At 66.4% G+C, this 22,242-nt stretch carries 23 protein-coding genes; 11 read left to right on the forward strand and 12 right to left on the reverse strand.

Annotation, left to right across the window (positions count from 1 at the left end):
- Positions 1-8: 8 nt before the first annotated feature.
- The gene (locus UC35_RS08195) at positions 9-869 is read right to left on the reverse strand and encodes an ABC transporter ATP-binding protein (protein WP_227820500.1); all 861 of its coding nucleotides are present in this window, start codon (positions 867-869) and stop codon (positions 9-11) included.
- Positions 866-2,812, reverse strand: a complete 1,947-nt coding sequence (locus tag UC35_RS08200; RefSeq protein WP_061503738.1) for an AMP-dependent synthetase/ligase — start codon at positions 2,810-2,812, stop codon at positions 866-868. The genes UC35_RS08195 and UC35_RS08200 overlap by 4 nt, the downstream gene beginning before the upstream one ends.
- A gap of 163 nt (positions 2,813-2,975) precedes the next feature.
- Here UC35_RS08200 and UC35_RS08205 point away from each other — a divergent pair, with 163 nt between their 5' ends.
- Positions 2,976-3,689, forward strand: a complete 714-nt coding sequence (locus UC35_RS08205; protein ID WP_061497914.1) for a Crp/Fnr family transcriptional regulator — start codon at positions 2,976-2,978, stop codon at positions 3,687-3,689.
- Between the two features lie 9 nt (positions 3,690-3,698).
- A complete protein-coding gene (locus UC35_RS08210; protein ID WP_061497916.1) occupies positions 3,699-4,463 on the forward strand; it encodes a pseudouridine synthase in 765 nt (254 codons plus the stop codon).
- Between the two features lie 2 nt (positions 4,464-4,465).
- Here the strand turns inward: UC35_RS08210 and UC35_RS08215 are convergent, their stop codons facing one another.
- The 5 genes from UC35_RS08215 to UC35_RS08230 are packed head-to-tail and all read right to left on the reverse strand — an operon-like array spanning position 4,466 to position 9,501.
- Complete coding sequence (locus UC35_RS08215) at positions 4,466-5,308, reverse strand: spore coat protein U domain-containing protein (RefSeq protein WP_061497918.1); 843 nt, start codon at positions 5,306-5,308, stop codon at positions 4,466-4,468.
- Positions 5,305-7,629, reverse strand: coding sequence for a fimbria/pilus outer membrane usher protein (locus tag UC35_RS08220; RefSeq protein WP_158513874.1), 2,325 nt, complete (start codon positions 7,627-7,629; stop codon positions 5,305-5,307). The genes UC35_RS08215 and UC35_RS08220 overlap by 4 nt, the downstream gene beginning before the upstream one ends.
- Positions 7,630-7,657: 28 nt before the next feature.
- Complete coding sequence (locus UC35_RS08225) at positions 7,658-8,383, reverse strand: molecular chaperone (RefSeq protein WP_061497922.1); 726 nt, start codon at positions 8,381-8,383, stop codon at positions 7,658-7,660.
- Positions 8,384-8,427: 44 nt separating this feature from the next.
- Positions 8,428-8,922: a hypothetical protein gene (locus tag UC35_RS23480; protein WP_145979378.1), complete on the reverse strand. Its 495-nt coding sequence runs from the start codon at positions 8,920-8,922 to the stop codon at positions 8,428-8,430.
- 51 nt (positions 8,923-8,973) lie between these two features.
- Complete coding sequence (locus UC35_RS08230) at positions 8,974-9,501, reverse strand: hypothetical protein (RefSeq protein WP_061497923.1); 528 nt, start codon at positions 9,499-9,501, stop codon at positions 8,974-8,976.
- A gap of 352 nt (positions 9,502-9,853) precedes the next feature.
- Here UC35_RS08230 and UC35_RS08235 point away from each other — a divergent pair, with 352 nt between their 5' ends.
- The 6 genes from UC35_RS08235 to htpG all read left to right on the forward strand — a co-directional run bounded on the left by UC35_RS08235 (position 9,854) and on the right by htpG (position 15,341).
- Complete coding sequence (locus UC35_RS08235) at positions 9,854-10,072, forward strand: hypothetical protein (protein ID WP_061497925.1); 219 nt, start codon at positions 9,854-9,856, stop codon at positions 10,070-10,072.
- An 18-nt stretch (positions 10,073-10,090) separates the two neighbouring features.
- A complete protein-coding gene (locus UC35_RS08240; RefSeq protein ID WP_061497927.1) occupies positions 10,091-10,789 on the forward strand; it encodes a response regulator transcription factor in 699 nt (232 codons plus the stop codon).
- Positions 10,786-12,207 (forward strand): sensor histidine kinase, encoded by a 1,422-nt coding sequence (locus UC35_RS08245; protein ID WP_082792941.1) that lies wholly within the window; start codon positions 10,786-10,788, stop codon positions 12,205-12,207. Before UC35_RS08240 ends, UC35_RS08245 begins: the two co-directional genes overlap by 4 nt.
- Before the next feature lie 270 nt (positions 12,208-12,477).
- Complete coding sequence (locus tag UC35_RS08250; protein WP_061497929.1) at positions 12,478-12,846, forward strand: DUF4148 domain-containing protein; 369 nt, start codon at positions 12,478-12,480, stop codon at positions 12,844-12,846.
- 163 nt (positions 12,847-13,009) lie between these two features.
- Positions 13,010-13,303: a DUF4148 domain-containing protein gene (locus UC35_RS08255; RefSeq protein ID WP_061497932.1), complete on the forward strand. Its 294-nt coding sequence runs from the start codon at positions 13,010-13,012 to the stop codon at positions 13,301-13,303.
- Positions 13,304-13,427: 124 nt separating this feature from the next.
- A complete protein-coding gene (gene htpG, locus UC35_RS08260; protein WP_061497934.1) occupies positions 13,428-15,341 on the forward strand; it encodes a molecular chaperone HtpG in 1,914 nt (637 codons plus the stop codon).
- Here the strand turns inward: htpG and UC35_RS08265 are convergent.
- Genes UC35_RS08265 through UC35_RS08275 form a run of 3 tightly spaced genes read right to left on the reverse strand, consistent with a single transcriptional unit; the run spans position 15,338 to position 18,019 of the window.
- Positions 15,338-16,021, reverse strand: a complete 684-nt coding sequence (locus UC35_RS08265) for a molybdate ABC transporter substrate-binding protein (RefSeq protein WP_061497936.1) — start codon at positions 16,019-16,021, stop codon at positions 15,338-15,340. The two genes, htpG and UC35_RS08265, sit on opposite strands and share 4 nt — an antisense overlap.
- Position 16,022: 1 nt before the next feature.
- Positions 16,023-16,988 (reverse strand): tripartite tricarboxylate transporter substrate binding protein, encoded by a 966-nt coding sequence (locus UC35_RS08270; RefSeq protein WP_145979379.1) that lies wholly within the window; start codon positions 16,986-16,988, stop codon positions 16,023-16,025.
- Positions 16,989-17,038: 50 nt separating this feature from the next.
- A complete protein-coding gene (locus tag UC35_RS08275; protein ID WP_061497941.1) occupies positions 17,039-18,019 on the reverse strand; it encodes a Bug family tripartite tricarboxylate transporter substrate binding protein in 981 nt (326 codons plus the stop codon).
- A 63-nt stretch (positions 18,020-18,082) separates the two neighbouring features.
- Here UC35_RS08275 and UC35_RS08280 point away from each other — a divergent pair, with 63 nt between their 5' ends.
- Positions 18,083-18,958 carry a fumarylacetoacetate hydrolase family protein gene (locus tag UC35_RS08280; protein WP_061497943.1) on the forward strand — a complete coding sequence of 292 codons (876 nt, stop codon included), beginning with the start codon at positions 18,083-18,085 and terminating at the stop codon, positions 18,956-18,958.
- A 34-nt stretch (positions 18,959-18,992) separates the two neighbouring features.
- On the opposite strand, the gene UC35_RS08285 is transcribed toward UC35_RS08280, so the two are convergent.
- Entirely contained in the window at positions 18,993-19,322 is a 330-nt protein-coding gene (locus tag UC35_RS08285; RefSeq protein ID WP_061497945.1) for a DUF962 domain-containing protein, read from the reverse strand.
- 173 nt (positions 19,323-19,495) lie between these two features.
- Between UC35_RS08285 and gdhA the strand changes: the two genes are divergently transcribed.
- Positions 19,496-20,839, forward strand: a complete 1,344-nt coding sequence (gene gdhA, locus UC35_RS08290; RefSeq protein WP_061497951.1) for an NADP-specific glutamate dehydrogenase — start codon at positions 19,496-19,498, stop codon at positions 20,837-20,839.
- A gap of 40 nt (positions 20,840-20,879) precedes the next feature.
- On the opposite strand, the gene UC35_RS08295 is transcribed toward gdhA, so the two are convergent.
- A complete protein-coding gene (locus UC35_RS08295) occupies positions 20,880-21,452 on the reverse strand; it encodes a GAF domain-containing protein (RefSeq protein WP_061497953.1) in 573 nt (190 codons plus the stop codon).
- Positions 21,453-21,665: 213 nt separating this feature from the next.
- Here UC35_RS08295 and UC35_RS08300 point away from each other — a divergent pair, with 213 nt between their 5' ends.
- Positions 21,666-22,238, forward strand: coding sequence for an NADPH-dependent FMN reductase (locus UC35_RS08300; RefSeq protein ID WP_061497955.1), 573 nt, complete (start codon positions 21,666-21,668; stop codon positions 22,236-22,238).
- Positions 22,239-22,242 lie beyond the last annotated feature (4 nt).

The raw sequence follows: 22,242 nt of genomic DNA on the forward strand, positions 1-22,242 counted from the left end.
TCGAGTCCTCAGTGGCTGGTGCCCAGGTAGGCCTTGATCACTTCGGGGTTGGCGCGCACCTCGTCGGGCGAGCCGTCGCCGATCTTCTTGCCGTAGTCGAGCACCACCACGCGGTCGCTGATGTCCATGACCACGCCCATGTCGTGCTCGATCAGGACCACCGTGGTGCCGAACTCGTCGTTGACGTCCAGCACGAAGCGGCACATGTCCTGCTTTTCCTCGACGTTCATGCCGGCCATGGGCTCGTCCAGCAGCAGCAGCTGCGGCTCCATGGCCAGGGCGCGCCCGAGGTCCACGCGCTTTTGCAGGCCATAGGGCAGCTGGCCCACCGGCGTCTTGCGGTAGGCCTGGATCTCGAGGAAGTCGATGATGCGCTCGACGAACTCGCGGTGCCGGATCTCCTCGCGCTCGGCCGGACCGACGCGCAGCGCCTGCAGCAGCAGGTTGCTTTTGATGCGCAGGTTGCGGCCGGTCATGATGTTGTCCAGCACGCTCATGCCCTTGAACAGGGCCAGGTTCTGAAAGGTGCGCGCCACGCCCATCTCCGCCACCTGGCGGCTGTTCATGTGCCGGAAAGTCTTGCCGCGGAAGGTGATCGAGCCCTGCTGCGGCTGGTAGACGCCGTTGATGCAGTTGAGCATGGAGCTCTTGCCGGCGCCGTTGGGGCCGATGATGGCGCGGATCTCGTGCTCGCGCACGTTGAAGGAGATGTCGGTCAGCGCCTTCACGCCGCCGAAGGACAGCGAGATGTTCTGCACGTCGAGGATGACCTCGCCGATCCTGCGGCCGTTGACGACCTGCGGGGCGCGCTCTTCGGCCTCAGCCGGGACCACCGCGGACGGGATGGCCACTTTGGAAACCAGGTTCATGCGGCCGCCTTCACGGGGTTGAAGACCGAAGTGTCGACGATGCGCAAGGTGGCGCTGACGCTGCCGGTGCGGCCATCCTCGAACTTCACCTGGGTCTGGATGTACTGCTCGGCCTTGCCGCCGTACAGCGCGTCCACCAGCACCTGGTACTTGTCGGCGATGAAGCCGCGCCGGACCTTGTTGGTGCGGGTCAGTTCACCGTCGTCGGCATCCAGTTCCTTGTGCAGCACCAGGAAGCGGCTGATCTGCGAGCCGGCCAGCCGTTGATCCGAGGCCAGGTCGGCATTGACCTTCTGCACGCACTCCTTCACCAGCTCGTAGACCTCGGGCTTTTGCGCCAGGTCGGTGTAGCCGGCATAGGGCAGGTTGCGCCGCTCGGCCCAGTTGCCCACGGCCTCGAAGTCGATGTTGATCATCGCGCAGACGCGCTCGCGCCCGTCGCCGTAGGCCACCGCTTCCTTGATGTAGGGGAAGAACTTCAGCTTGTTCTCCACGTACTTGGGCGCAAACATCGCGCCGTCGTTCGAGCCGCCCTTGATGCGGCCCACGTCCTTGACGCGGTCGATGATCTTCAGGTGGCCCTGGGCATCCAGAAAGCCGGCGTCGCTGGTGTGGTACCAGCCGTCGGCGGTCAGGACTTCGGCGGTGGCGCCGGGGTTCTTGTAGTACTCCTTGAGCAGGCCGGGCGAGCGCACCAGCACCTCGCCGCTGTCGGTCACCTTCAGCTCGACGCCGCTGATCGGCACGCCCACCGTGTCGGCCTTGACCTGGTCATCGGGCTGCAGGCAGACGAACACCGCCGTCTCGGTCGAGCCGTATAGCTGCTTGAGGTTGACGCCGATGGATCGGTAGAAGGTGAACAGGTCCGGCCCGATGGCCTCGCCCGCGGTATAGGCGACGCGCACCCGCGAAAAGCCCAGGTTGTTGCGCAGGGGCCCGTAGACCAGCAGGTCGCCGACCGCGAACTTGATGCGGTCCAGCGTCCCCACCGGCTTGCGGTCGCGCAAGGCCGGACCGACCCGCCGGGCCAGCGCCATGAACCGGTTGAACATGGTGCGCTTCAACCAGCCGGCATCTTCCATGCGGATCATCACCGTGGTGAGCAGCCGCTCGAAGATGGCCGGCGGCGCGAAGTAGTAGGTGGGCCCGATCTCCTTCAGGTCGATCGCCACCGTGCCGGCCGACTCCGGGCAGTTGACCACGTAGCCGCAGGCCAGCCACTGCGCGTAGCTGAAGATGTTCTGGCCGATCCACGCCGGCGGCAGGTAGGCCAGCACCTCCTCGCGGTGCGTCAGCTTGTCGAACTCGGCGCCGGCGCTGGCGCGGTCGAGCAAGGTGCGGTGCGTGTGCACCACGCCCTTGGGGCTGCCGGTGGTGCCCGAGGTGAAGAACATCGCCGCCACGTTGTCGGCGCGGGTCTTCTCGACGGCGGCGGCGAAGAAGTCCGGATGCTCCTGGGCGTACACCGCACCCGCCGCCACCAGCGCATCGAGCGAGTACAGCCCGGGTTCGCTGTAGTTGCGCAGGCCGCGCGGATCGTCGTAGTAGATGGTGGCCAGTTGCGGGCACTGCGGCCGAACTTCCAGCAGCTTGTCGACCTGCTCCTGGTCTTCGGCCAGGGCAAAGCGGACCTCGGCGTTGTTGATCGGGAAGGCGCACTCGGCGGCGACCGCGTCCTGGTACAGCGGGATCGGCACCGCGCCCAGCGACTGGGCGGCCAGCATCATGGCGTACAGGCGCGGACGGTTGGCGCCGATCACCACCAGGTGCTCGCCGGGCTTCAGCCCGGCCGCGTGCAGGCCGCAGGCGATGCTGCGCACGAGCTCGGCCATGCCGGACCAGCTGTAGCCCTGCCAGATGCCGAATTCCTTTTCGCGCATGGCAGCGTCCTGGGGACGCTGGGCGGCATGCTGCAGGAGCAGGCGCGGAAACGTGGTGTCCATGTCTTGCCGTTCGTGATGCAGGTACATCAATGACGCGAATGCTAGGATCGACTTTGACGTCGACTTGTCTTTGCAACGACATTCCTAGGGAATGTCCTAGTAGGGCGTCACCTGAGCAGGATTGGTTGGCTCAACGTTAAATCAAGGCGCAATCGCATTTCGCATGGCCACAGAACTCACGCTCCACCAGCGCCGGCGCGATCCGACCGCGTCGGAGCTGGCCGGCATCCCGTGGCTGAAGGTGCTCAAGTCCGGTGAATACGAAGTGGCCGTGCCCACCCTGAAGGTGGGCGATGCGAATCCGGGCGACTACCTGTGCCGCGTCGGGCGCCCCGTCACTTACTGGTTCGGCGTGATCGAGGGCCTGCTGAAAATGAGCACCGACACCGAGCAGGGCCAGAGCGTCACTTTCAGCGGCCTGCCGCCCGGCGGCTGGTTCGGCGAAGGCACGGTGATCAAGCGCGAGGTCTACCGCTACAACGTGCAGGCGCTGCGCAAGAGCGTGGTGGCGGGGCTGCCGGCCGACACCTTCCACTGGCTGCTCGATCATTCGCTCGGCTTCAACCGCTTCATCATGAACCAGCTCAACGAGCGGCTGGCGCAGTTCATCGCGGCGCGCGAGATCGACCGCATGAACGATCCCGACCTGCGCGTGGCCCGCAGCCTGGCCGCCCTCTTCAACCCGGTGCTGTTCCCGGGCGTGGGCGACGTGTTGCGCATCACGCAACAGGAGCTCGCCTACCTGGTCGGGCTGTCGCGCCAGCGCGTGAACGAGGCGCTGTCGGTGCTGGAGTCGCGCGGGACCATCCGCGTGGAGTACGGCGGCGTGCGCATCCTGGACCTGCACGCGCTGCGATCGAGTGCGCTGCGCGGGTAGCATCGCTCGATGTCTGAGCCTTCCACCACTCGACTGAACAAGCGCATGGCCGAACTGGGCCTGTGCTCGCGCCGCGAGGCCGACGACTGGATCGCCCGCGGCTGGGTGCGCGTGGACGGCCAGGTCGCGGTGATGGGACTGCAGGTGGGCGCGCAGGCGCGCATCGAAGTCGACCAGCGCGCGCAGGGGCAACAGCAGCAGCAGGTCACGATCTTGCTGAACAAGCCGATCGGCTACGTCAGCGGACAGGCCGAGGACGGCTACCAGCCGGCCGCCATGCTGGTGCAGCCGCGCAACCACTGGCGCGGCGATGCCAGCCGGCTGCGCTTTGCGCCGGCGCAACTCCGGGGCTTGGCGCCGGCCGGCCGACTGGACATCGACTCCACCGGACTGCTGGTGCTGACGCAGGACGGCCGGGTCGCCCGCCAGCTGATCGGCGAGGACAGCGGGGTCGAGAAGGAGTACCTGGTGCGGGTCAGCTTCGGCCCCACCGCCGCCAATGTCCAGGCGGCTTTCCCGCCCGCGCAGCTGGCCCGCCTGCGTCACGGCCTCAGCCTGGACGGCCAGCCGCTCAAACCGGCGCAGGTCGACTGGCAGAACCCGGAGCAGCTGCGCTTCGTGCTCACCGAGGGCAAGAAGCGCCAGATCCGCCGCATGTGCGAGCTGGTCGGACTGAAGGTGGTGGGCCTCAAGCGGATCCGCATCGGCCGGCTGGTGCTGGGGCAGTTGCCGCTGGGGCAGTGGCGGTACTTGGGGGCGGAGGAGCGCTTCTAGCCCTAATACGTCACGATGACCTGATGCGTCGCACTTTGGGTGCAGCCTGTGCTCGTGACGCAATTGTCCGCCTGGTTTGCCGGAATCGTGGCGGTGATCTGGAACGATTGTGGCGCACCGGTGCCGTTCGCCGCGGTGGGACTGACCGACAGGATGTAGCGCAGGTTCATCAGGACGCCTTCGGTCACGTTGGTCGTGACCGTGTAGGGCATGCCGTTCGTGCACTGGACGGCGAAGGAGGTGGACCTCTGCACCTGCGGCCCCAGGGCGACGTAGTTCATCGCAATCGCACCCGGCGCGCTGGTGAAAGTGCACTGGGCCGGGGCGAAGATGCTGACCGGGATGTTGCCGGTAACGGTCGTGCCACCCGGATAAGAGAGCGTCATCGACACGGAGTCGGTGAAAGTTCCTGATGCCGCGGGGGTCTGGGCCGTATTGATGCACCCCCAGTAAGAGCTGGTCCTGGTGATCGGGCCGGTGCTGCCGGCGGTCCAGGTGATCGTGTCCGAGATCTTCTGGTTTCCCTTCCACTGGTTGCTGCAACCCGAGTCCCTGTAGACGTCGTAGCGCAACCTGGCGGCGCCCAGTGACGCTTGATTGTTTTGCCCCTGGGGATTGTTCCCGTTGCCCGCCTGAACGTCATAGGTCACCGAGGTCGCCGCGTCACCGGCGGCCCGTGTGCACGTCACTGAGAACGTGGCCTGGACCGAGGTCGTGCTGCCGCTCGCGTAGTAGATGAGGAAGCCGCTCGATGTCGGGGCCGTGCAGGTGATGGCAGCTGCGGGCTGCAGCACCGTCATCAGCATCAAGAAACCGGCGAGCCGGAACAACAGGCGCTGGATCATCGGGCCACTCCCATGCAGCGATAGGGACCCAGGCGCAGGACCTCGTCGTTGGCCGCTGCGGGCAGCTTCACCTGGAAACTGCAGGCCCGGTTTTTCCAGGTCAGCTTCACCACATTGGAGGGCTGGAGTCCCGTGACGTAGGCCTCGCCTTTTCGAGCCACGTAGAACTCCTCCTTGTCACCTTCGATGGCCAGCACGGCGCCCGCCGGTGCCGCTTGTGCGTCGTCGAACTCCACCTTGATCAGGGCAGCCTTGCCCGATCGAACCGCGAACTGTGCTTTCACCGCACTGCGCCAGGCCGGCACGACCACCTGTTCGATCGACTCGACTTCGGCGCTTAGTGGAAGGTCGTTGGCATTGAGCCGCACCTGGTTGGCCTGGTACGGTGACACGTAGGGCACCAGAGCGATGCCGTCGGCATTCGTCTTGGTCGTCGGATAGCTGCCGAGGCCGACCCCGACATCGCCATATCCCTTCACTTCGGCGATCACGAAGCTCTGGTCCACACGCTTGGTAAAGAAGGTATGGCCATCGGCCCACGCGATGCCTCCGGTGGCGCCGCCGCGAATCGTCTGCTGGTTGCCGGAAGCACTCAGGTCGGAGTAGACGCGTCCGTATTGGCCGCCGTAATAGAGACCTGCTTCGGCATGGGCCTCGTCATTGATCCGCCCGCCAAGGACGCGCCAGCCAAAGTCCAGGTCAATACTGGAGTTGCTGGTCGCGCTTGCATAGAAGTCGGTCCCGCCCTTGTGCGCGTTCACGGCCGTGTCGACCACTCGCTGCTGGTCAAGCGGAATCGTGACACTGACACCAAGCATCGATGCCGAACTGCCGCGCATCGCGCGGCTCAGGTTCACGTTCAGCCAACTGTTCTTCGGCAGCCGTTTCGACCACTGTGCCGAAGCCGTGGTGATGGAGGGCGCCTCGAAGCGCTCCACGCCGACAAGGTTGAAACCGACCCGCCCCAAGGCGCCCAAATCCCGCGCTGCGCTGGCGGCCCATTCGAGCTTCGATGGGATCGGGCGCCCCAATTCCACGAAATCCCGAGATGCGCCGGTGGCCTGGAAAAAAACCGCAGAGTCGGTCCATTGCCGCTCCGCTCCGACCAGCCAGCGCTGTCCCGAGCCTCTCCGTGATGCCGTACTACCAGCCAAAGCCGCGCGTCCCAGGAAATCGAAGGGAAGCCCCGCGAGCAGGCCCACGCCTGCGGTTTGGGTGTCAGCGGTGAATTCGCCGCGCGCCTCGACCGTCACCAGGTTGGTCAAGCCTCGACGCCAGGTGCCGCTGGCGAAACCCGGTCCGTATTCGTTGCTGGTGAGCCCGATGCCCCGTCGCAGAGAGCCCGCGGCGACGTTCCAGTCGGACAGGCTTGGAGCCAGCAGCTGCCCGCTGGTGAAGTACCGCTGCACGATCACCGTTTCACGGCCCAGGATATCCCGGACCACGAGCTTGGCCTCGCCACTGCCCATCGGCTCGTTGAAGTTTTCGATCACGAAAGGGCCCGCGGGCACGTCAGTCGTCTTGCGCAGCACATCATTGACGTATAACTGCACCGTCGAGGGCGCGGCCGAGACGCCCGATACCAACGGCAAGGGCTGGGTGATCAATCCCGGGCTGAGGGTGTAGTTGGTGCCGAACTGGACACCGCCGAAATAGACGCTGCTGCCCCAAAGGCCTGGCACGGTGGCCGAATCGCCGATACGCAAGGTTCGGTTGATCTCCGGCATGTGGCGCGTGAATGTGGTTTCCAGCCTGAGCCATCCCGAATCCAAAGCCTTTGAGTGGCTGAGGTCACGGCCCACGTGGCTGCTCGTCAGCACCCCCCATCGCCCGGATGTGCCGAGCTCCACCAAGGCACCCAGATTGTTGACGGTCTGGGTGTCCCGGACTTTGGTCGCCTGGAGATTGAGGTCGTAGTTGACGAAAAAACTGGTCAGCACCGGGCTCAACCTGGTTGCGACCTGCGGTTGCGCGAGCCTGGTCGCGGCGAACGCTTCAGGCGCAAAGTTGATCTCAACCGACTGTTGGGAGTAGTTGACCTTGAAGCTGAACCCGGGAACGCTGTCCAAGGGCCAGTATTCGGCGCCGCGCACTGCAATGGGTTGTGTTCCTGGGCGCATCTCCAGGCGCCACTCGTCCAGCGCATCCTTGCCGACGAACAGCTGCCCTTGCCGCTCGACGAAGGTCCAGGTGCCGACCTTGAGACCGTTGACGGTGGCTTCCAGCGGAACAATGCGAACCGCGAGTGGGGACGCCGTCGGCGCCTCCGAACGGATCGGCTGTGCTCCCAGGGGCATTGCGAGAACAGCCGACACAGCCACTGCGCCCCACCTGCGTGCGATCACACCGCTACTCGAGCAACTTGCCCTCGAATGACTGGGTCGTTCCGTCATCGAGAGCCACTTGGAGCGTGACAGCGCCGCCGGGGATCTTGCCCGCCGCACGCTTCAGCTCGAAACTTCTTTTCACCCCCGGCAGGATGTATCCGCCGTTTTCGCGGGCCGCCAGCTTTTCGCTGTTGCCGCCCTGGAGTTCGAATGTGCGGACCTGCGCGTACGCCCGTCCCGCGTTCTCGCATGTTGCCAATACGGCGTCGGGAGCGCTGCGCTGGATTTCGCAGGCGAGCGAGCGCTTGGCGCCCGGCGGCGTGATGAACACGGGCAGCGAAAAAGCCAGGGCGAGCTGGACGCTGAGCTTGTCTTGCGGCTTGGCTTCAGGGACTTCGCGCACGATGAGCCGATAGGTCTGCTCCTGCCCGGCGGGCGGGGGCGTCAGGCGCGCCAGGCGCACCACCTGCCGGGACTTGCCGGGCACTTTCAGGATCGGAGGCGACAGGACCACGTCATCCGTTAGTTCCAACTGGTCCACGCCGTCAGGGCTCTGCTTCCAGCTGTAGAGCTCCGCCTGCATGACGATTTCATCGCTGCTGTCGTTGGTGATCGTCACCGCGACGGCGCGGTCGCGGGGAGTCATGAAGATGCGGACCGGAGTGACGGTGAACTCTGCAGCAAGAGCGACGGGCGCAGCAGTGGCGACGCAGAGGGCCAGCAGGGCGGCCCTGAGGATCGGATTCATGGTTGTTGGAGTCCCGAATGGTTCGACCGGCTGAGCTTACCAACTCACCAGGTGACGGTCATTTCCAGATATTCGCGATCGTTCAGCCAGACCACTCTTGATGAATATTCCCCCACAGCTGTCGGGGACTGGACACGCGCGCTGCGGTCCACCACAAAAGACAGCAGGCGGTCGGAGTCCCAGCCGCCGTCGGACGGCTTCGGGTCCGGGGATCGATATCCGACCTGGGGGTCTGAACCGGGGACGGCCACCACGGGGGAAGACCCAGGCCGCTCCAAGACCACCCCGATGACCGGGTTGCCGCCTTCGCATGAAACGCTGAGCGAGCCGAAACCGCTGGAAACGCTGCACGCAGGCGGCGCCAGGGTCACGCTAACCAGAAAGGACGAACTGGACTGTCCAGCATGCGAGGGAATGCCGGACCCCAGCGAAAGCGCCGCGGCAATGACCGGCGCGATCCCAAGGTAGGGGCGCTTTCGGCTCCGCCCTGGCCCGAATCCGCCCGAAAATCCGTTGAACGTGAGTCGCGCAGACTTCATTGCGACTGTCGAACTTACGGGATTCCCGGTTTGGACTTTGTCAGCAGTTGCTTAGTACGTCATCATCAGCGTGCGCTGATGGCTGGTAGTGCCGCTCGTGTCACCGGCCTGGCCGCCAGCCATGACGGCACTGATGCTGAAGGTGTACTCCTTGGCAACGCTGTCGACACCGCCGGTGCCGCCCGCCCCAGCAACCGCGACCGTGCCAGCACTGCCCGCCGACAGCGCAGCCGCCACGGTCGAGCCAGTCATCGTATAGCGCAAGCCAGCCAGGACGCCCTCGGCCGTGGGCGCCCCCGTGCCGGTGGCGCTGGCAGTGCGAGCGGCATCCGAGGCGTCGAATCCGATCGTGGGGGTCAGGCCGTGCGAGCACCGAAAGGTTGCCGAGGTCGCGTTCGCCAGCGTGATGGTCGTCTGCGTGAACGGCGTGTAAGTACCAAAGTTGATGTCCGAAGCGCCGGTCTTGATCTTGCACACGGGGGTGACGCTGACGCTCACGTTGAAGTTGGTCTGGTCCGTTCCTGCGGAAGCTGCGGCCGAAAACGCCAGAGCCGCCGCGATGAGTGTGAACTTTTTCATAAAGACTCCGGTGTAAACCCGTAGGAATTTGGAAGTTGGGACAGGTGGCTCGACTGTACTGGACTTGTAACGTTTTGCAAACACATCGTTGCAGATTCTCCACAACTTGGATGAGGTGTTTTTTGGTTCGAGACTTTTGTCACTCTTTTGAGTCCGTTTGCCGTCCTGATGCATTCTGATAATGTTTTCACAGTTGAAAACATTTAGTTACTCTGCACCGATGTGGTGCCTGAGTGGACAGGCACTCAGCGCGCGATCCGGCTTGTTTGGAATGGGTACCGGCTAATTCAGCGCTAAATCGACAGCCCTAAAGTCCTGCCTGACATCCACACCAGTCTGAGGACGAGCCACCATGCACTCCCATCGCTACTACCATTTGGCGCTGGCCCTGTTGCTGCTCTGCGCGCTGGCGGCGCTTGTGCTCGCCGGCATCACCGTGATGGGCATGGAGTTGACCGCGGGCGTAGCGGCCGGCGCGTTCGTCGTGGCGGGGGTGCTGTTCGCCGCCATGGCCTTCGTGCACGACGCCCTGCGAACAGCGCGCTGGGACGCGGGCCACCGTTTGCGCTAGGACCTCACTAGGAAAGCCATGCGAGTCCTGCTGGTCGAAGACGACGAGATGATTGGCCAGAGCCTGAAGCAGGCCCTGGGCGCGAACGGCTGGTCGGTCGACTGGGTCAAGGACGGCCTGCTGGCCGAGAGCGCGCTGGACGACGGCGACTACGCCTGCGTGCTGCTCGACCTGGGCCTGCCCAAGCGCGACGGCATCGAGGTGCTTCGCAAGGCCCGCTCCGGCGGCGACCGCACCCCCGTGCTGGTGCTCACCGCCCGCGACGGCGTCGACGACCGCATCACGGGCCTGGACGTCGGCGCCGACGACTACCTGGTCAAGCCCTATGAATTCCGCGAGCTGCTGGCGCGCATGCGGGCGGTGATCCGCCGCCGCGACGGCAGCGCGCATTCCCTGATCGGCTCGCCCGAGCTGCAATTGGACCTGACCACGCGCGAGGTGATCGTGCGCGGCGAGCGCTCGCAGCTGTCGGCGCGCGAGTTCGCCCTGCTGCACGCCCTGCTGGAGCGTCCGGGCGCGATCCTCTCGCGCGAGCAGCTGGAGAACCACATCTACGGCTGGGGCGAAGAAGTCAGCAGCAACGCCGTCGACGTGCTAATCCACGGCATGCGCCGCAAGCTCGGCGCCGACACCATCCGCAACGTGCGCGGGCTGGGCTGGCGCATCGCGCCGGCCGGCGCTTCGCTTGCCAACACCAGCACGTCCGCCACACCATGATGAAGTTCCACGAAGGCTCGATCGAGGCGGGCGGTTGGGGCCGCCGCCACCGCGGGGAACCCTGGCACTTCCATGTGTTCCCGGAGGGCCGGCTGTGCTCGCTGCGGCGCGCGCTGCTGCTGTGGCTGGTGCCGATGTTCCTCATTGTCGGCGGCCTGTCGGCGGCGTTTTCGTACTGGAGCTACGCGCACATGGTGCGCGAGTTCATGGACGACCAGATGGAGCAGCTGGCCCATTCGCTGGCCGACAACAAGGGGCAGCTGATGCCCCCGCCCACCAACGAGGAGCGCGTGCACAAGTGGGGCACGTACGTGGTGCAGGTGTACGCGCTCGACGGGCGCCTGCTGCAGTCGACCTGGCCCGACGGGGCGAACGTCGAACTGCAAGCGGCCCAGGGCTTCGCCGATGTCCGTATCGACGGCACCGGCTGGCGCGTGTTCACCAACGCAGCCGATACGAGTACGGCGCGCGTCGTGCAGGTCTTGCAGAGCGGAAAGTTCCGCACGCACCTTGCCTTCGAGCGGGCGACGGCCGCCATCGCGCCCGTGCTGATCCTGCTGCCCCTCGCCTTGCTGGTGCTGTGGGGCCTGTCGGGCGCCGTGTCGCGCGCGGTCCGGGACATCGGCGACGAAGCGGCCCGGCAGAACGCCGAGAACATCACGGAGCTCTCGCTCGAACGCGTACCGGCCGAACTGCGGCCAATGGTCGAATCCTTCAACAGCGTGCTGACGCGACTGCGCGACGCCTTCGCGGCCAAGCGCCGCTTCGTCCAGGACGCCGCCCACGAGCTGCGCACGCCGCTCACGGCGCTCTCGCTGCAATTGGAGAACCTGCGCCGCGACCTGCCGCCGAATGCCTGCGCGCAAAGCTTCGCGCAGCTGGAGCAAGGGGTGAAACGGGCCGAGCGGCTGGTCGACCAGCTGCTCAAGCTGTCGCGCCATGAAGGCACGGGTGGCGAGGTCACCACTTCCATCGACCTGCATGCGCAGGTCCACGAGAGCATCAGCACCTTGATCGCGCTGGCCGACCAGCGCGGCATCGACCTCGGCGTCGCCCAGGGCGGCGCACCCGGCGTGGTCCAGCTGTGCTGCTCGCCCGGCGACCTGCGCAGCGCGCTGGACAACCTCATCGAGAACGCGCTGCGCTACACGCCGGAAGGCGGCGTGGTGGACGTGCGCGTGGTGAACGAGCATGGCCGGGCTGCGATCGAGGTGATCGACACCGGTCCGGGCATTCCGCCGGAGCTGATGGAGCGCGTCTTCGATCGCTTCTTCCGGGTGCCCGGCACCAGCGCGCGCGGCAGCGGCCTGGGACTGGCCATCGCGCAGGCGGCCGCAGAGCGCTGCGGCCTGCGGGTGGTGCTGCGCAATCGCACCGACCGCAGCGGGCTCGTTGCCCGCCTCGAACGCGCCGCCTGATCGGCCAGTCCTAGACCGTCGCTGAAGCGATGGTTCATGGTGGGCTGATGGCTCGGGCGAAGATTCATCAGCTTGCTTCTCTTTCTCTCTTTCCTCGCGGGGCGCGCCGATCCGCTTTCACGGATGAATTCAATCGGCGAATTGACGAGCGCCGCCCTAATTCGCAGCTAAAGAAACGCTAAGCGTCGCCTAAGCGGCGGCTCCTACAGTGACATCACGGTTGATCGTTCAACCGAGCAAGGTTCGCAAAGTCACTGAAAGGAAGCAGCCATGAACGCCAAGACCATTTTCGCCGTCGCCGCCTTCGCCGCGCTTGCCAGCGCCGCCGCGCGCGCCGATGACATCACCATCGACAACACCCCGTTCCAGAGCTCGCGCACCCGCGCCGAAGTGCGCGCCGAGCTGATGCAGAACAGGCAATCCGGCTACGACACCTATGCCACGGACTACAACCAGCTCTCGAGCTTCCAGTCGTCGCTGACGCGCGACCAGGTGCGCGCCGAATACCTGGCCGACCGCAACGTCGTGGCCGCGATGACGGGTGAGGACGCAGGCTCCGCATACCTGACGCAACTGGCCGCCGCGAACGCGCGCGCCGACCGCATGCACCTCGCCGGCACCTCGGCGAATGCGCGCTGAACGGCAGGCGCCGCCGGCTAATTCCCAGCTAAGCCAACGCTAAGAGGCAGCTAAAAGGCGGCGCCTACATTGAGATCACGGTTGATGCACCAGTCAGCGCAGCAGCCGGGAGAAGCAAGAAGCGATTGAACCCTCAACCACTGAAAGAAGAAAGGTCCCTCAAATGAACGCCAAGCCCCTGATCGTCCTGGCCGCCTTCGCCTCCATCGCCGCCGGTGCGGCCCGTGCCGACGATATCGACCCGTCGCAGCAATTCGCGCTGCAGATCCAGAGCACGCGCACGCGCGCCGAAGTGCAGGCCGAAGCGGCCCGCGTGCCGACCACGCGCAGCACCGAGCCGGCCGGCTCGCGCGTGCATCCCGTGCTGCAGTCGAACACGCAAGTGAGCGACGTGCGCGCCGAAGCGGTTCAGGCCGTGCGCCTGGGCCAGATCAGCCGCGGCGAAGCCAGCATGTAAGCACCGCCGGCTCCGGCAGCAAAAAAGCGCCCTTCGGGGCGCTTTTTACATGGGCGCTTACCATTGCACGAAAATCGCCGGGCCGCCCCCGCTGTCCGGGGGCGATTTTTCCGTCATTGCGAACATGAGCCAGAAACAGAAGCTTTCCTTCCAGGCCGAGGTGGCGCAGCTGCTCCACCTGGTCACCCATTCGCTCTATTCCAACAAGGAGATCTTCCTGCGGGAACTGATCTCCAACGCCTCGGACGCCTGCGACAAGCTGCGCTTCGAAGCCCTGGACAACGCCGCCCTGTACGAGGACGCGCCCAGCCTCGAGGTGCGGGTCGGCTTCGACAAGGACGCCCGCACGCTCACCATCACCGACAACGGCATCGGCCTGTCGCAGATCGAAGCCGTGGAGAACCTGGGCACCATCGCCAAGAGCGGCACGCGCGAGTTCATGAATCGCCTGTCGGGCGACCAGAAGGCCGACGCCCAGCTGGTCGGCCAGTTCGGCGTGGGCTTTTATTCCGGCTTCATCGTGGCCGACAGGATCACCGTGGAGTCGCGCCGCGCCGGCCTGCCGCCTGAAGAAGGCGTGCGCTGGGTGAGCGCCGGCGCCGGCGACTTCGAGGTCGAGACCATCAGCCGGCCGGCGCGCGGAACCAGCGTGACGCTGCACTTGCGCGAGGACGCGGCCGACTACCTGTCGACCTGGAAGCTCAAGTCCATCATCGGCAAATATTCCGACCACATTTCCCTGCCCATCCTGATGCGCAAGGAGGAGTGGAAGGAAGGCGAGGACAACCAAGGCGGCGAGATGGTGCTCACCGACGAATGGGAGCGCGTCAACCAGGCCAGCGCCCTCTGGTCGCGTCCCAAGAAGGACATCACGGCCGAGCAGTACCAGGAGTTCTACAAGCAGATCAGCCACGACTGGGAGATGCCCCTGGCCTGGTCGCACAACCGGGTGGAAGGCGCGACCGAATACACGCAGTTGCTGTTCATCCCCTCGAAGGCGCCCTTCGACCTGTGGAACCGCGAGAAAAAAGCCGGCGTCAAGCTGTACGTCAAGCGCGTGTTCATCATGGACGACGCCGAGGCGTTGATGCCGGTGTACCTGCGCTTCGTCAAGGGCGTGATCGACTCGGCCGACTTGCCGCTCAACGTCAGCCGCGAGCTGCTGCAGGAGAGCCGCGACGTCAAGGCGATCCGCGAGGGCAGCACCAAGCGCGTGCTGGCCATGCTGGAAGACCTGGCGAAGCAGGAGAAGGACGAGGCCGCCAGCGAAGAGGACAAGGCCAAATACGGCAAGTTCTACGCCGAGTTCGGCGCGGTGCTCAAGGAAGGCCTGGGCGAGGACCACGCCAACCGCGAGCGCCTGGCCAAGCTGCTGCGCTTTGCCTCGACCCAGTCCGACGCCGTCAGCGTGTCGCTGGCCGACTACAGGGCGCGCATGAAGGAAGGCCAAGAGGCGCTCTACTACATCACCGCCGACACGCTGGCTGCGGCCAGGAACAGCCCGCAGCTCGAAGTCTTCCGCAAGAAGGGCATCGAGGTGCTGCTGATGACGGATCGCGTGGACGAGTGGGCGCTGAACTACCTGACCGAGTTCGACGGCACGCCGCTGCAGTCGGTGGCCAAGGGCGCGGTGGACCTGGGCAAGCTGCAGGACGAAGCCGAGAAGAAAGCCGCCGAGGAAGCGGCCGAAGCCTTCAAGCCGGTGCTGGCCCGGCTCAAGGAAGCGCTCAAGGACAAGGCCGAAGACGTGCGCGTGACCTCGCGCCTGGTCGACTCACCTGCCTGCCTGGTGGTCACCGAGGGCGGCATGAGCATGCAGCTCGCGCGCATGCTCAAGCAGGCCGGCCAGCAGGCGCCCGAGGTCAAGCCGGTGCTGGAGGTCAACGCCGGCCACGCGCTGGTGAAGCGGCTGGAGACCGATGCGGTGCACTTCAACGAACTGGCGCACATCCTGTTCGACCAGGCGCTGCTGGCCGAAGGCGGACTGCCGGAAGATCCGGCAGCCTACGTGAAGCGGGTGAACGCGCTGCTGGCCTAAGCCTCGAAGCCGCAGGCCGCGCGATCGGGCGCAGCCTCACTGCCGGCCAGCAGCCGCACGAAGGCTTCGGCCGCTGCCGGCGACTGCGCCTGCGTGCAGACCGCGGCGGTGTAGACCGTGGCGAGTTCGAACTGCCGGGGCAGCAGGGCAACGAGCTCCACGCCCGGCACATGCAGGATCTCGGTGACCTGGGTGCAACCGATTACGCCCGGCTCCGGCGCCTGCGCCATCTTGCCCAGCGCGGTCGCGCCGTTCGGGAAGGTGCGGATGCGCTCGCGCAGCTCGGCGTCGATACCCAGCGCCCTGAGCACCTTCATGAAGTGAATGCCGGCCGTGGCTTTCTCGGGATCGGGAAAGTAAATGCCCGGTGCGCGCTGCAACGCGGCCTTGAGCGCATCGGGCGTGGACACGTCGGGCCGGGCCTCGCCCGCTTTCACCGCCACGCCGGTCTTCACGACCCCGAGCGCCGCCGCCGTGTCGCGCCGCACATGGCCCTGCGCCGCCAGGGCGTCGATCAGCGCCTGCGTCAGGATCAATACGTCGCAGGGCTGGCCCGCCAGCAGCTTGTCGCGCATGGCGCCGACGGCGCCGAAAGTCCCTTCGACCGGCAGCGCGCAGCGGTCCTGCAGCCGGCCGACCAGCGCCTGGGCGGCGCCGCCGCTGATCAACTTCAAGCTCATTTCAATCGGCCTTGATGTTGGCGGCCCTGATCACGCGCGCCCATTTCGCGATGTCGTCCTGGATGTACTTGTCGAACTGGGCGGGGTTCATGACCATGGCCGTCGCGCCCTGGCGCGACCATTGCTGCTGCACCTCGGGCTGGCTGGCGATCCTGGACACCGTTTCGTTCAGCTTGTCGACCACGGGCCGGGGCGTGCCCTTGGGCGCCAGCAGGCCCAGCCAGATCGTCGCCTCGTAGTTCGGCACGCCCGACTCGTGCACCGTCGGCACCTCGGGCAGCACGGCCGAGCGCTGCAGGCCGGTGGTGGCGAGCGCCTTGACCTTGCCGGCCTTCACCACTTCGGCCATGGTCGTCACCGCATCGAACATCAGGTCGACCTGGCCGCCCATCACATCGGTGCGTGCGCCGGAGCTGCCGCGATAGGGAATGTGCACCAGGTACACACCCGCCATGCTCTTGAACAGCTCGCCGGCCATGTGATAGGGCGTGCCCGGCCCGGAGGAGGCGTAGTTGATCTTGCCCGGGGTGGACTTGGCCTGCGCGATCAGCTCGCGCACGTTGGCGGCCTTGACCGAGGGATGCGCCACCAGCACCAGGTCCGAGTAGTTGATCGGCGCAATGCCCACGAAGTCACGCGTCAGCACGAAGGGCTTATTTGCCAGCAGCGTCTCGTTCACGGTGTGCGTGTTCGACATCAACAGCAGCGTGTAGCCGTCGGGCGGCGCCTTGGCGACGAGGTCGGTGCCGATCACCGATCCGCCGCCCGGCTTGTTGTCGATGACGAAGGGCTGGCCCAGCGTGTCCTGCAGGCGCTGCGCCAGGAAACGGGCGTAATTGTCGGCCGGCCCGCCCGCGGCGAAGGGCACGACGATTTTGACGGGCCGGTCGGGCCAGGACTGCGCGTGGACAGTCGTCACGGCCAACGCGGCCGCTGCCCACAGGAAGAATCGCTGCATCGGTTTCATGTCTTCGCCCTCCTTGTCATGGCCGGCCTGGCCGGCGGCCGCGTTGTCGGCTATTCCACCTTCCCGATCTTCTTCACCACATCGGCCATCCGCCGGGCGTCGGCCTGCACGTATTTCTCGAACTCGGGCGCATCGAGGTAGAGCACCGGGCTGCCGGCGTTGAGGATCACTTCCTTGACCTTCGCATCGTTGGCGGCGGCGCGGGCGGCCGCGCGCAGACGCTGCGCGATGGGTTCGGGCGTGCCGGACGGGATGAACAGGCCCGACCATTGCGCGTACTCGGCCTCGTAGCCGGCCTGCCTGAGCGAGGGCACCTCAGGCATGGATTCGAGCTTGCCGTTGCCCCAATGCCCCAGCACGCGCAGCTTGCCGGCCTTGACGTGCTGCAGCACCGTGGCCGGGCCGGAAGACACCGCCTGGATCTGGCCGCCCAGCAGCGCGACCACCGCCGGCCCGGCGCCGGTGTAGGGCACGTGCGTGAGCTTGATGCCGGCGTTCTGCGCCAGGATCTCCATCGGCACATGCATGGTGCCGTAGTTGCCGGAGGAGCCGTAGTTGATCGCGCCGGGGTGGTGCTTCGCGTGGTCGACGAAGTCCTTCACCGTCTTCCACGGCGCGTCGGCGCTGACCGCCAGCACCGTGGGGTCGGCGGTAAAGCGCGCGAGCGGGCGCAGCGAGTTGGGGGCGAACATCTGCGCCCGCCCCAGCACCACGTCGGCTTCCGGGATCACCGTCAGGGAGGACAGCGCCAGCAGCACGGTGTAGCCGTCGGCCGGCGACTTGGCCACGTGGGCCATGCCGATGCCGCCGCCGGCGCCGGGCTTGTTCTCGATCACCACCTGCTGGCCGAGCTCGCGCGACATCGATTCGGCCACCGGCCGCGCGACGATGTCGGCCAGCCCGCCGGGCGGGAACGGCACGATCATGGTGATCGCCTTGGTCGGATAGCCGCCCTGGGCGAGCGCCGGCCCGGCCAGGCCGGCCATGAGGACCGCGGCCAGCGCGGCGGTGAACACGGGTCTGCGTTGCATGCGAACCTCCTGATGTGGTTAGCATCACCGGATAGCCCACTCGCCCTGAACAGAGTTTTCCCGATGAAGATTGCCGCCTACCTCGACAACGGCCGCCCCGGCGTCGGCCTGGTTTCAGCCGACCTGCAGTCCATCCGCCCGGTCGAGCTGCCGGCCACGGCGGCCGGCCTGGGCGCCCTGCCCCTCATCGAGCTGCTGGCGGCCGGCGGCGCCATGCCGGCCACCGGCCAGCCGGTCGCGCTGGACACGGTCCGGCTCACGGCACCGCTGCCGCGGCCGCGCCGCAACCTGTTCTGCGTCGGCAAGAACTACCACGCGCACGCCCGCGAGTTCGCCGGCAGCGGTTTCGACAGCAGCGCCAAGACCGGCGGCGACATTCCCTCGCACCCGATCATCTTCACCAAGGTGCCCGAAAGCGTGATCGGCCCGGGCGACCCCATCGTCATCCCGCAGGGCGTGTCCAGCGCGATCGACTACGAGGCGGAACTTACCGTGGTGATCGGCCGCGGCGGCAAGGGCATCCGGCGCGAGGACGCGATGAAGCACGTCTGGGGCTACACCATCATCAACGACGTCACCGCGCGCGACTGGCAAAGCCGCCACCACCAGTGGCACATGGGCAAGTCCTTCGACAGCTTCTGCCCGATGGGGCCGTGGCTGGTCAGCGCCGACGAATGCGATGGAACCGACACCACGGTGCGGCTCTGGGTCAACGGCGAGCCGCGCCAGAATGCGGGCACGATCGACTTCATCTTCGACGTTCCCGCCCTGGTCGAAACGCTGTCGGCCGGCATCACCCTCTATCCCGGCGACCTGATCGCCACCGGCACGCCGGTGGGCGTGGGCATCGGCTTCAATCCCCCCCGCTACCTGAAGACCGGCGACGTGGTGAAGATCGAGATCGGCGGGATCGGGACGCTCGAGAACCCGGTGCGCTGAGCCCGCGCGCGGGCCGGCGAAGGCGGCGAGGGCCTCAGGCGCTCTTGGGGCCCGCGATGCTGCCGCTGAAGGGCACCTTGCCGGTGAGCATGTGCCACCACATCACCCAGTCGCTGGCCAGGCTGTAGAAGGGATGGCCGAAGCTGGCCGGCTTGTTCTTCTCGAATCCGAAGTGGCCCACCCAGGCGAAGCCGTAGCCGATCACCGGCACGGCAAGCAGCGCCCACCAGTTGCCCGTGGCGATCGTCCAGGCCAGGACCGCCAGCACCAGCGTCAAGCCGATGAAGTGCAGTGTGCGGCAGACCGAATTGGAATGCTGCGTCAGGTAGTACCGATAGAACTGCGAGAAGGAATCGAATTGCATCGTTGTCTCCCGGAACGCGGCCGCCACATTATGAACCTGGGTTTCGCGCGCTGAGGGCAGCCTCTTTCCCCCCGGACAAGAGGGGGCTTACGCGGCCTGCCTGACGCGGAACTTGCAGCCCCGTCTGCGAAAATGGAGTGGTTTCCCAGCAGTCCCCTCCTGAGCAGTCCCCCATGCAACACCAGTCCCTGGACAGTTTCCTGTCCGACGTCGCCGCGCGCAATCCCCACCAACCCGAGTTCCTGCAGGCCGTCACCGAGGTGATGCACAGCCTGTGGCCCTTCATCGAGAAGCATCCGCGCTACGCCGAGCAGGGCGTGCTCGAGCGCCTGGTGGAGCCCGAGCGGGTGATCATGTTCCGCGTGAACTGGCTCGACGACCACGGCAGCGTGCGCGTCAACCGCGGCTACCGCATCCAGCACAGCATGGCGATCGGCCCGTACAAGGGCGGCCTGCGCTTCCACCCCTCGGTCAACCTGTCGATCCTGAAGTTCCTGGCCTTCGAGCAGACCTTCAAGAACGCGCTGACCACCCTGCCGATGGGCGGCGGCAAGGGCGGCTCGGACTTCGACCCCAAGGGCCGGAGCCCGGGCGAGGTCATGCGCTTCTGCCAGGCCTTCGCCACCGAGCTGTTCCGCCACGTCGGCGCCGACACCGACGTGCCGGCCGGCGACATCGGCGTGGGCGGCCGTGAAGTCGGCTACATCGCCGGCATGGTCAAGAAGCTGACCAACCGCTCCGACTGCGTGTTCACCGGCAAGGGCCTGTCCTTCGGCGGTTCGCTGATCCGTCCCGAAGCCACCGGCTACGGCACCGTGTATTTCGCGCAGGAGATGCTCAAGCGCCAGGGCAAGAGCTTCGAGGGCATGCGCGTGGCGGTGTCCGGCTCGGGCAACGTGGCCCAGTACGCGGTGGAGAAGGCCATGGCGCTGGGCGCCAAGGTGATCACTGTGTCCGACTCCAGCGGCACCATCGTCGAGGAGAACGGCTTCACCGCCGAGAAGCTGGCGGTGCTGATGGACGTCAAGAACCACCACTACGGCCGCGTAGCCGACTACGCCGAGCGCACCCACGCCAAGTTCCTGCCGGGCGCCCGGCCCTGGAAGCTGCCGGTGGACATCGCCCTGCCCTGCGCCACGCAGAACGAGCTGGACGGCGAGGATGCCCGCACGCTGGTGAAGAACGGCGTGCTGTGCGTGGCCGAAGGCGCCAACATGCCCTCGACGCTGGAAGCGATCAAGGTGTTCGAAGGCGCGGGCGTGCTGTACGCGCCGGGCAAGGCCAGCAACGCCGGCGGCGTCGCCACTTCGGGCCTGGAGATGAGCCAGAACGCGGCGCGCCTGTCGTGGCCGCGCGAGGAAGTGGACGCGCGCCTGCTGCAGATCATGCAGGGCATCCACGCCGCCTGCGTGCAGCACGGCGGCCAGGCCGACGGCAAGATCAGCTACGTGCAGGGCGCCAACATCGCGGGCTTCGTGAAGGTGGCCGACGCGATGCTGGCGCAGGGCGTCGTCTAAGCGCCGGGATCCACACAGCGCGCGGGCGGCCGCCCGCCCGTTACCTTCCCTGGCCGGGCATCGGCTCGAGCCTCAGCTCGCCGCCGATGCCGGCCTGGTGCAGTTCGTCCGACAGCAGGCTGGCCGTGATCCGCAGCCGCCTGAGGTCCATCTCGCTCACGCCGTCCTTCACATCCTGGCTGAAGCAGCACAGCGTCCCGTAGACCTGGCCGTTCTTCAGCACCACCGGCGTGCTGAGGTGCGTGCCGATCTCGAAGCCCGGCACCGGCAAGGTTCCATCCTCGACGAAGGGCCGGGCATCCTTCATCAGCTGCGGCGCGCGGCCCGACACCACGTACTGGCACCAGCTCTCCTCGAGCGGGTCCGACTGGCCTGCCACCACCTTGGTCATGTTCGGCTTGCTGTCGACCACCCGGAAGGTGCGCCGGCCCTGCTGGAACTGGGAGACGAAGACCACGTCCATGTCCAGCGAGTGGCGCAGGATGCCCAGCGCCTCCTTGACCTTCGCGTGCACCAGCGGATCGCCGCCTTCGTGCGTGGCCACCAGCAGTTCGGCGATGCGGACTTCGATGTCGGCGGGGTCATAGTCTAGAAAGTGCGGCAATGGCGGCATGGCGGGCTCCGTGATACCGCAGAGGTTAAGGGAGCCAGCCTCATCCTGCAATCGTGAGCCGTCAGTGGTCGCGATCGGCGATTGCGGGGCGCGGCAATAGCCGTCACATGGTTAGAACTTCGCCACACGGCCACATCCCCCGGGCATAAGCTGCCCTTGCGAGCCCCGACGCGCCGGGCAGCAGCAGTTCAACCACGACAGCAAGGAGCAGCCATGGCTACGTACAAGGTCGGCTATTTCGTCGGCAGCCTGTCATCCAAATCGATCAACCGCCTGCTGGCGAAAGCGCTCGTGAAGCTGGCGCCCAAGGAACTCGTGATGAGCGAGATCCCGATCAAGGAGTTGCCGCTCTACAGCCAGGACTACGACGCCGACTTCCCGCCGGTCGCGCGCACGTTCAAGCAGGCCATCTCCGAGGTCGATGCGGTGCTGTTCGTCACGCCCGAATTCAACCGCTCGATCCCCGGTGGCCTGAAGAACGCGATCGACTGGGCCAGCCGCCCCTGGGGCCAGAACTCCTTCGCACGCAAGGCTTCGGGCGTGATCGGCACCTCGCCCGGTTCGATCGGCACCGCGGTGGCGCAGCAAAGCCTGCGCGGCGTGCTGTGTTTCTGCAATTCGCCGCTGATGAACACGGTGGAGGCCTACATCCAGTTCACCCCCGGCCTGATCAGCGCGGAGGGCGAAGTCACCAACGAGAAGACCGCCGAGTTCCTGCGCAACTACATGAAAGAGTTCCACCTCTTCGTCGCCCGGGTCCTGACGGTGCTGCCGCGCGACGCCTGAAGGG

The sequence above is a fragment of the Ramlibacter tataouinensis genome (assembly GCF_001580455.1).
Taxonomy (GTDB): domain Bacteria; phylum Pseudomonadota; class Gammaproteobacteria; order Burkholderiales; family Burkholderiaceae_C; genus Ramlibacter; species Ramlibacter tataouinensis_B.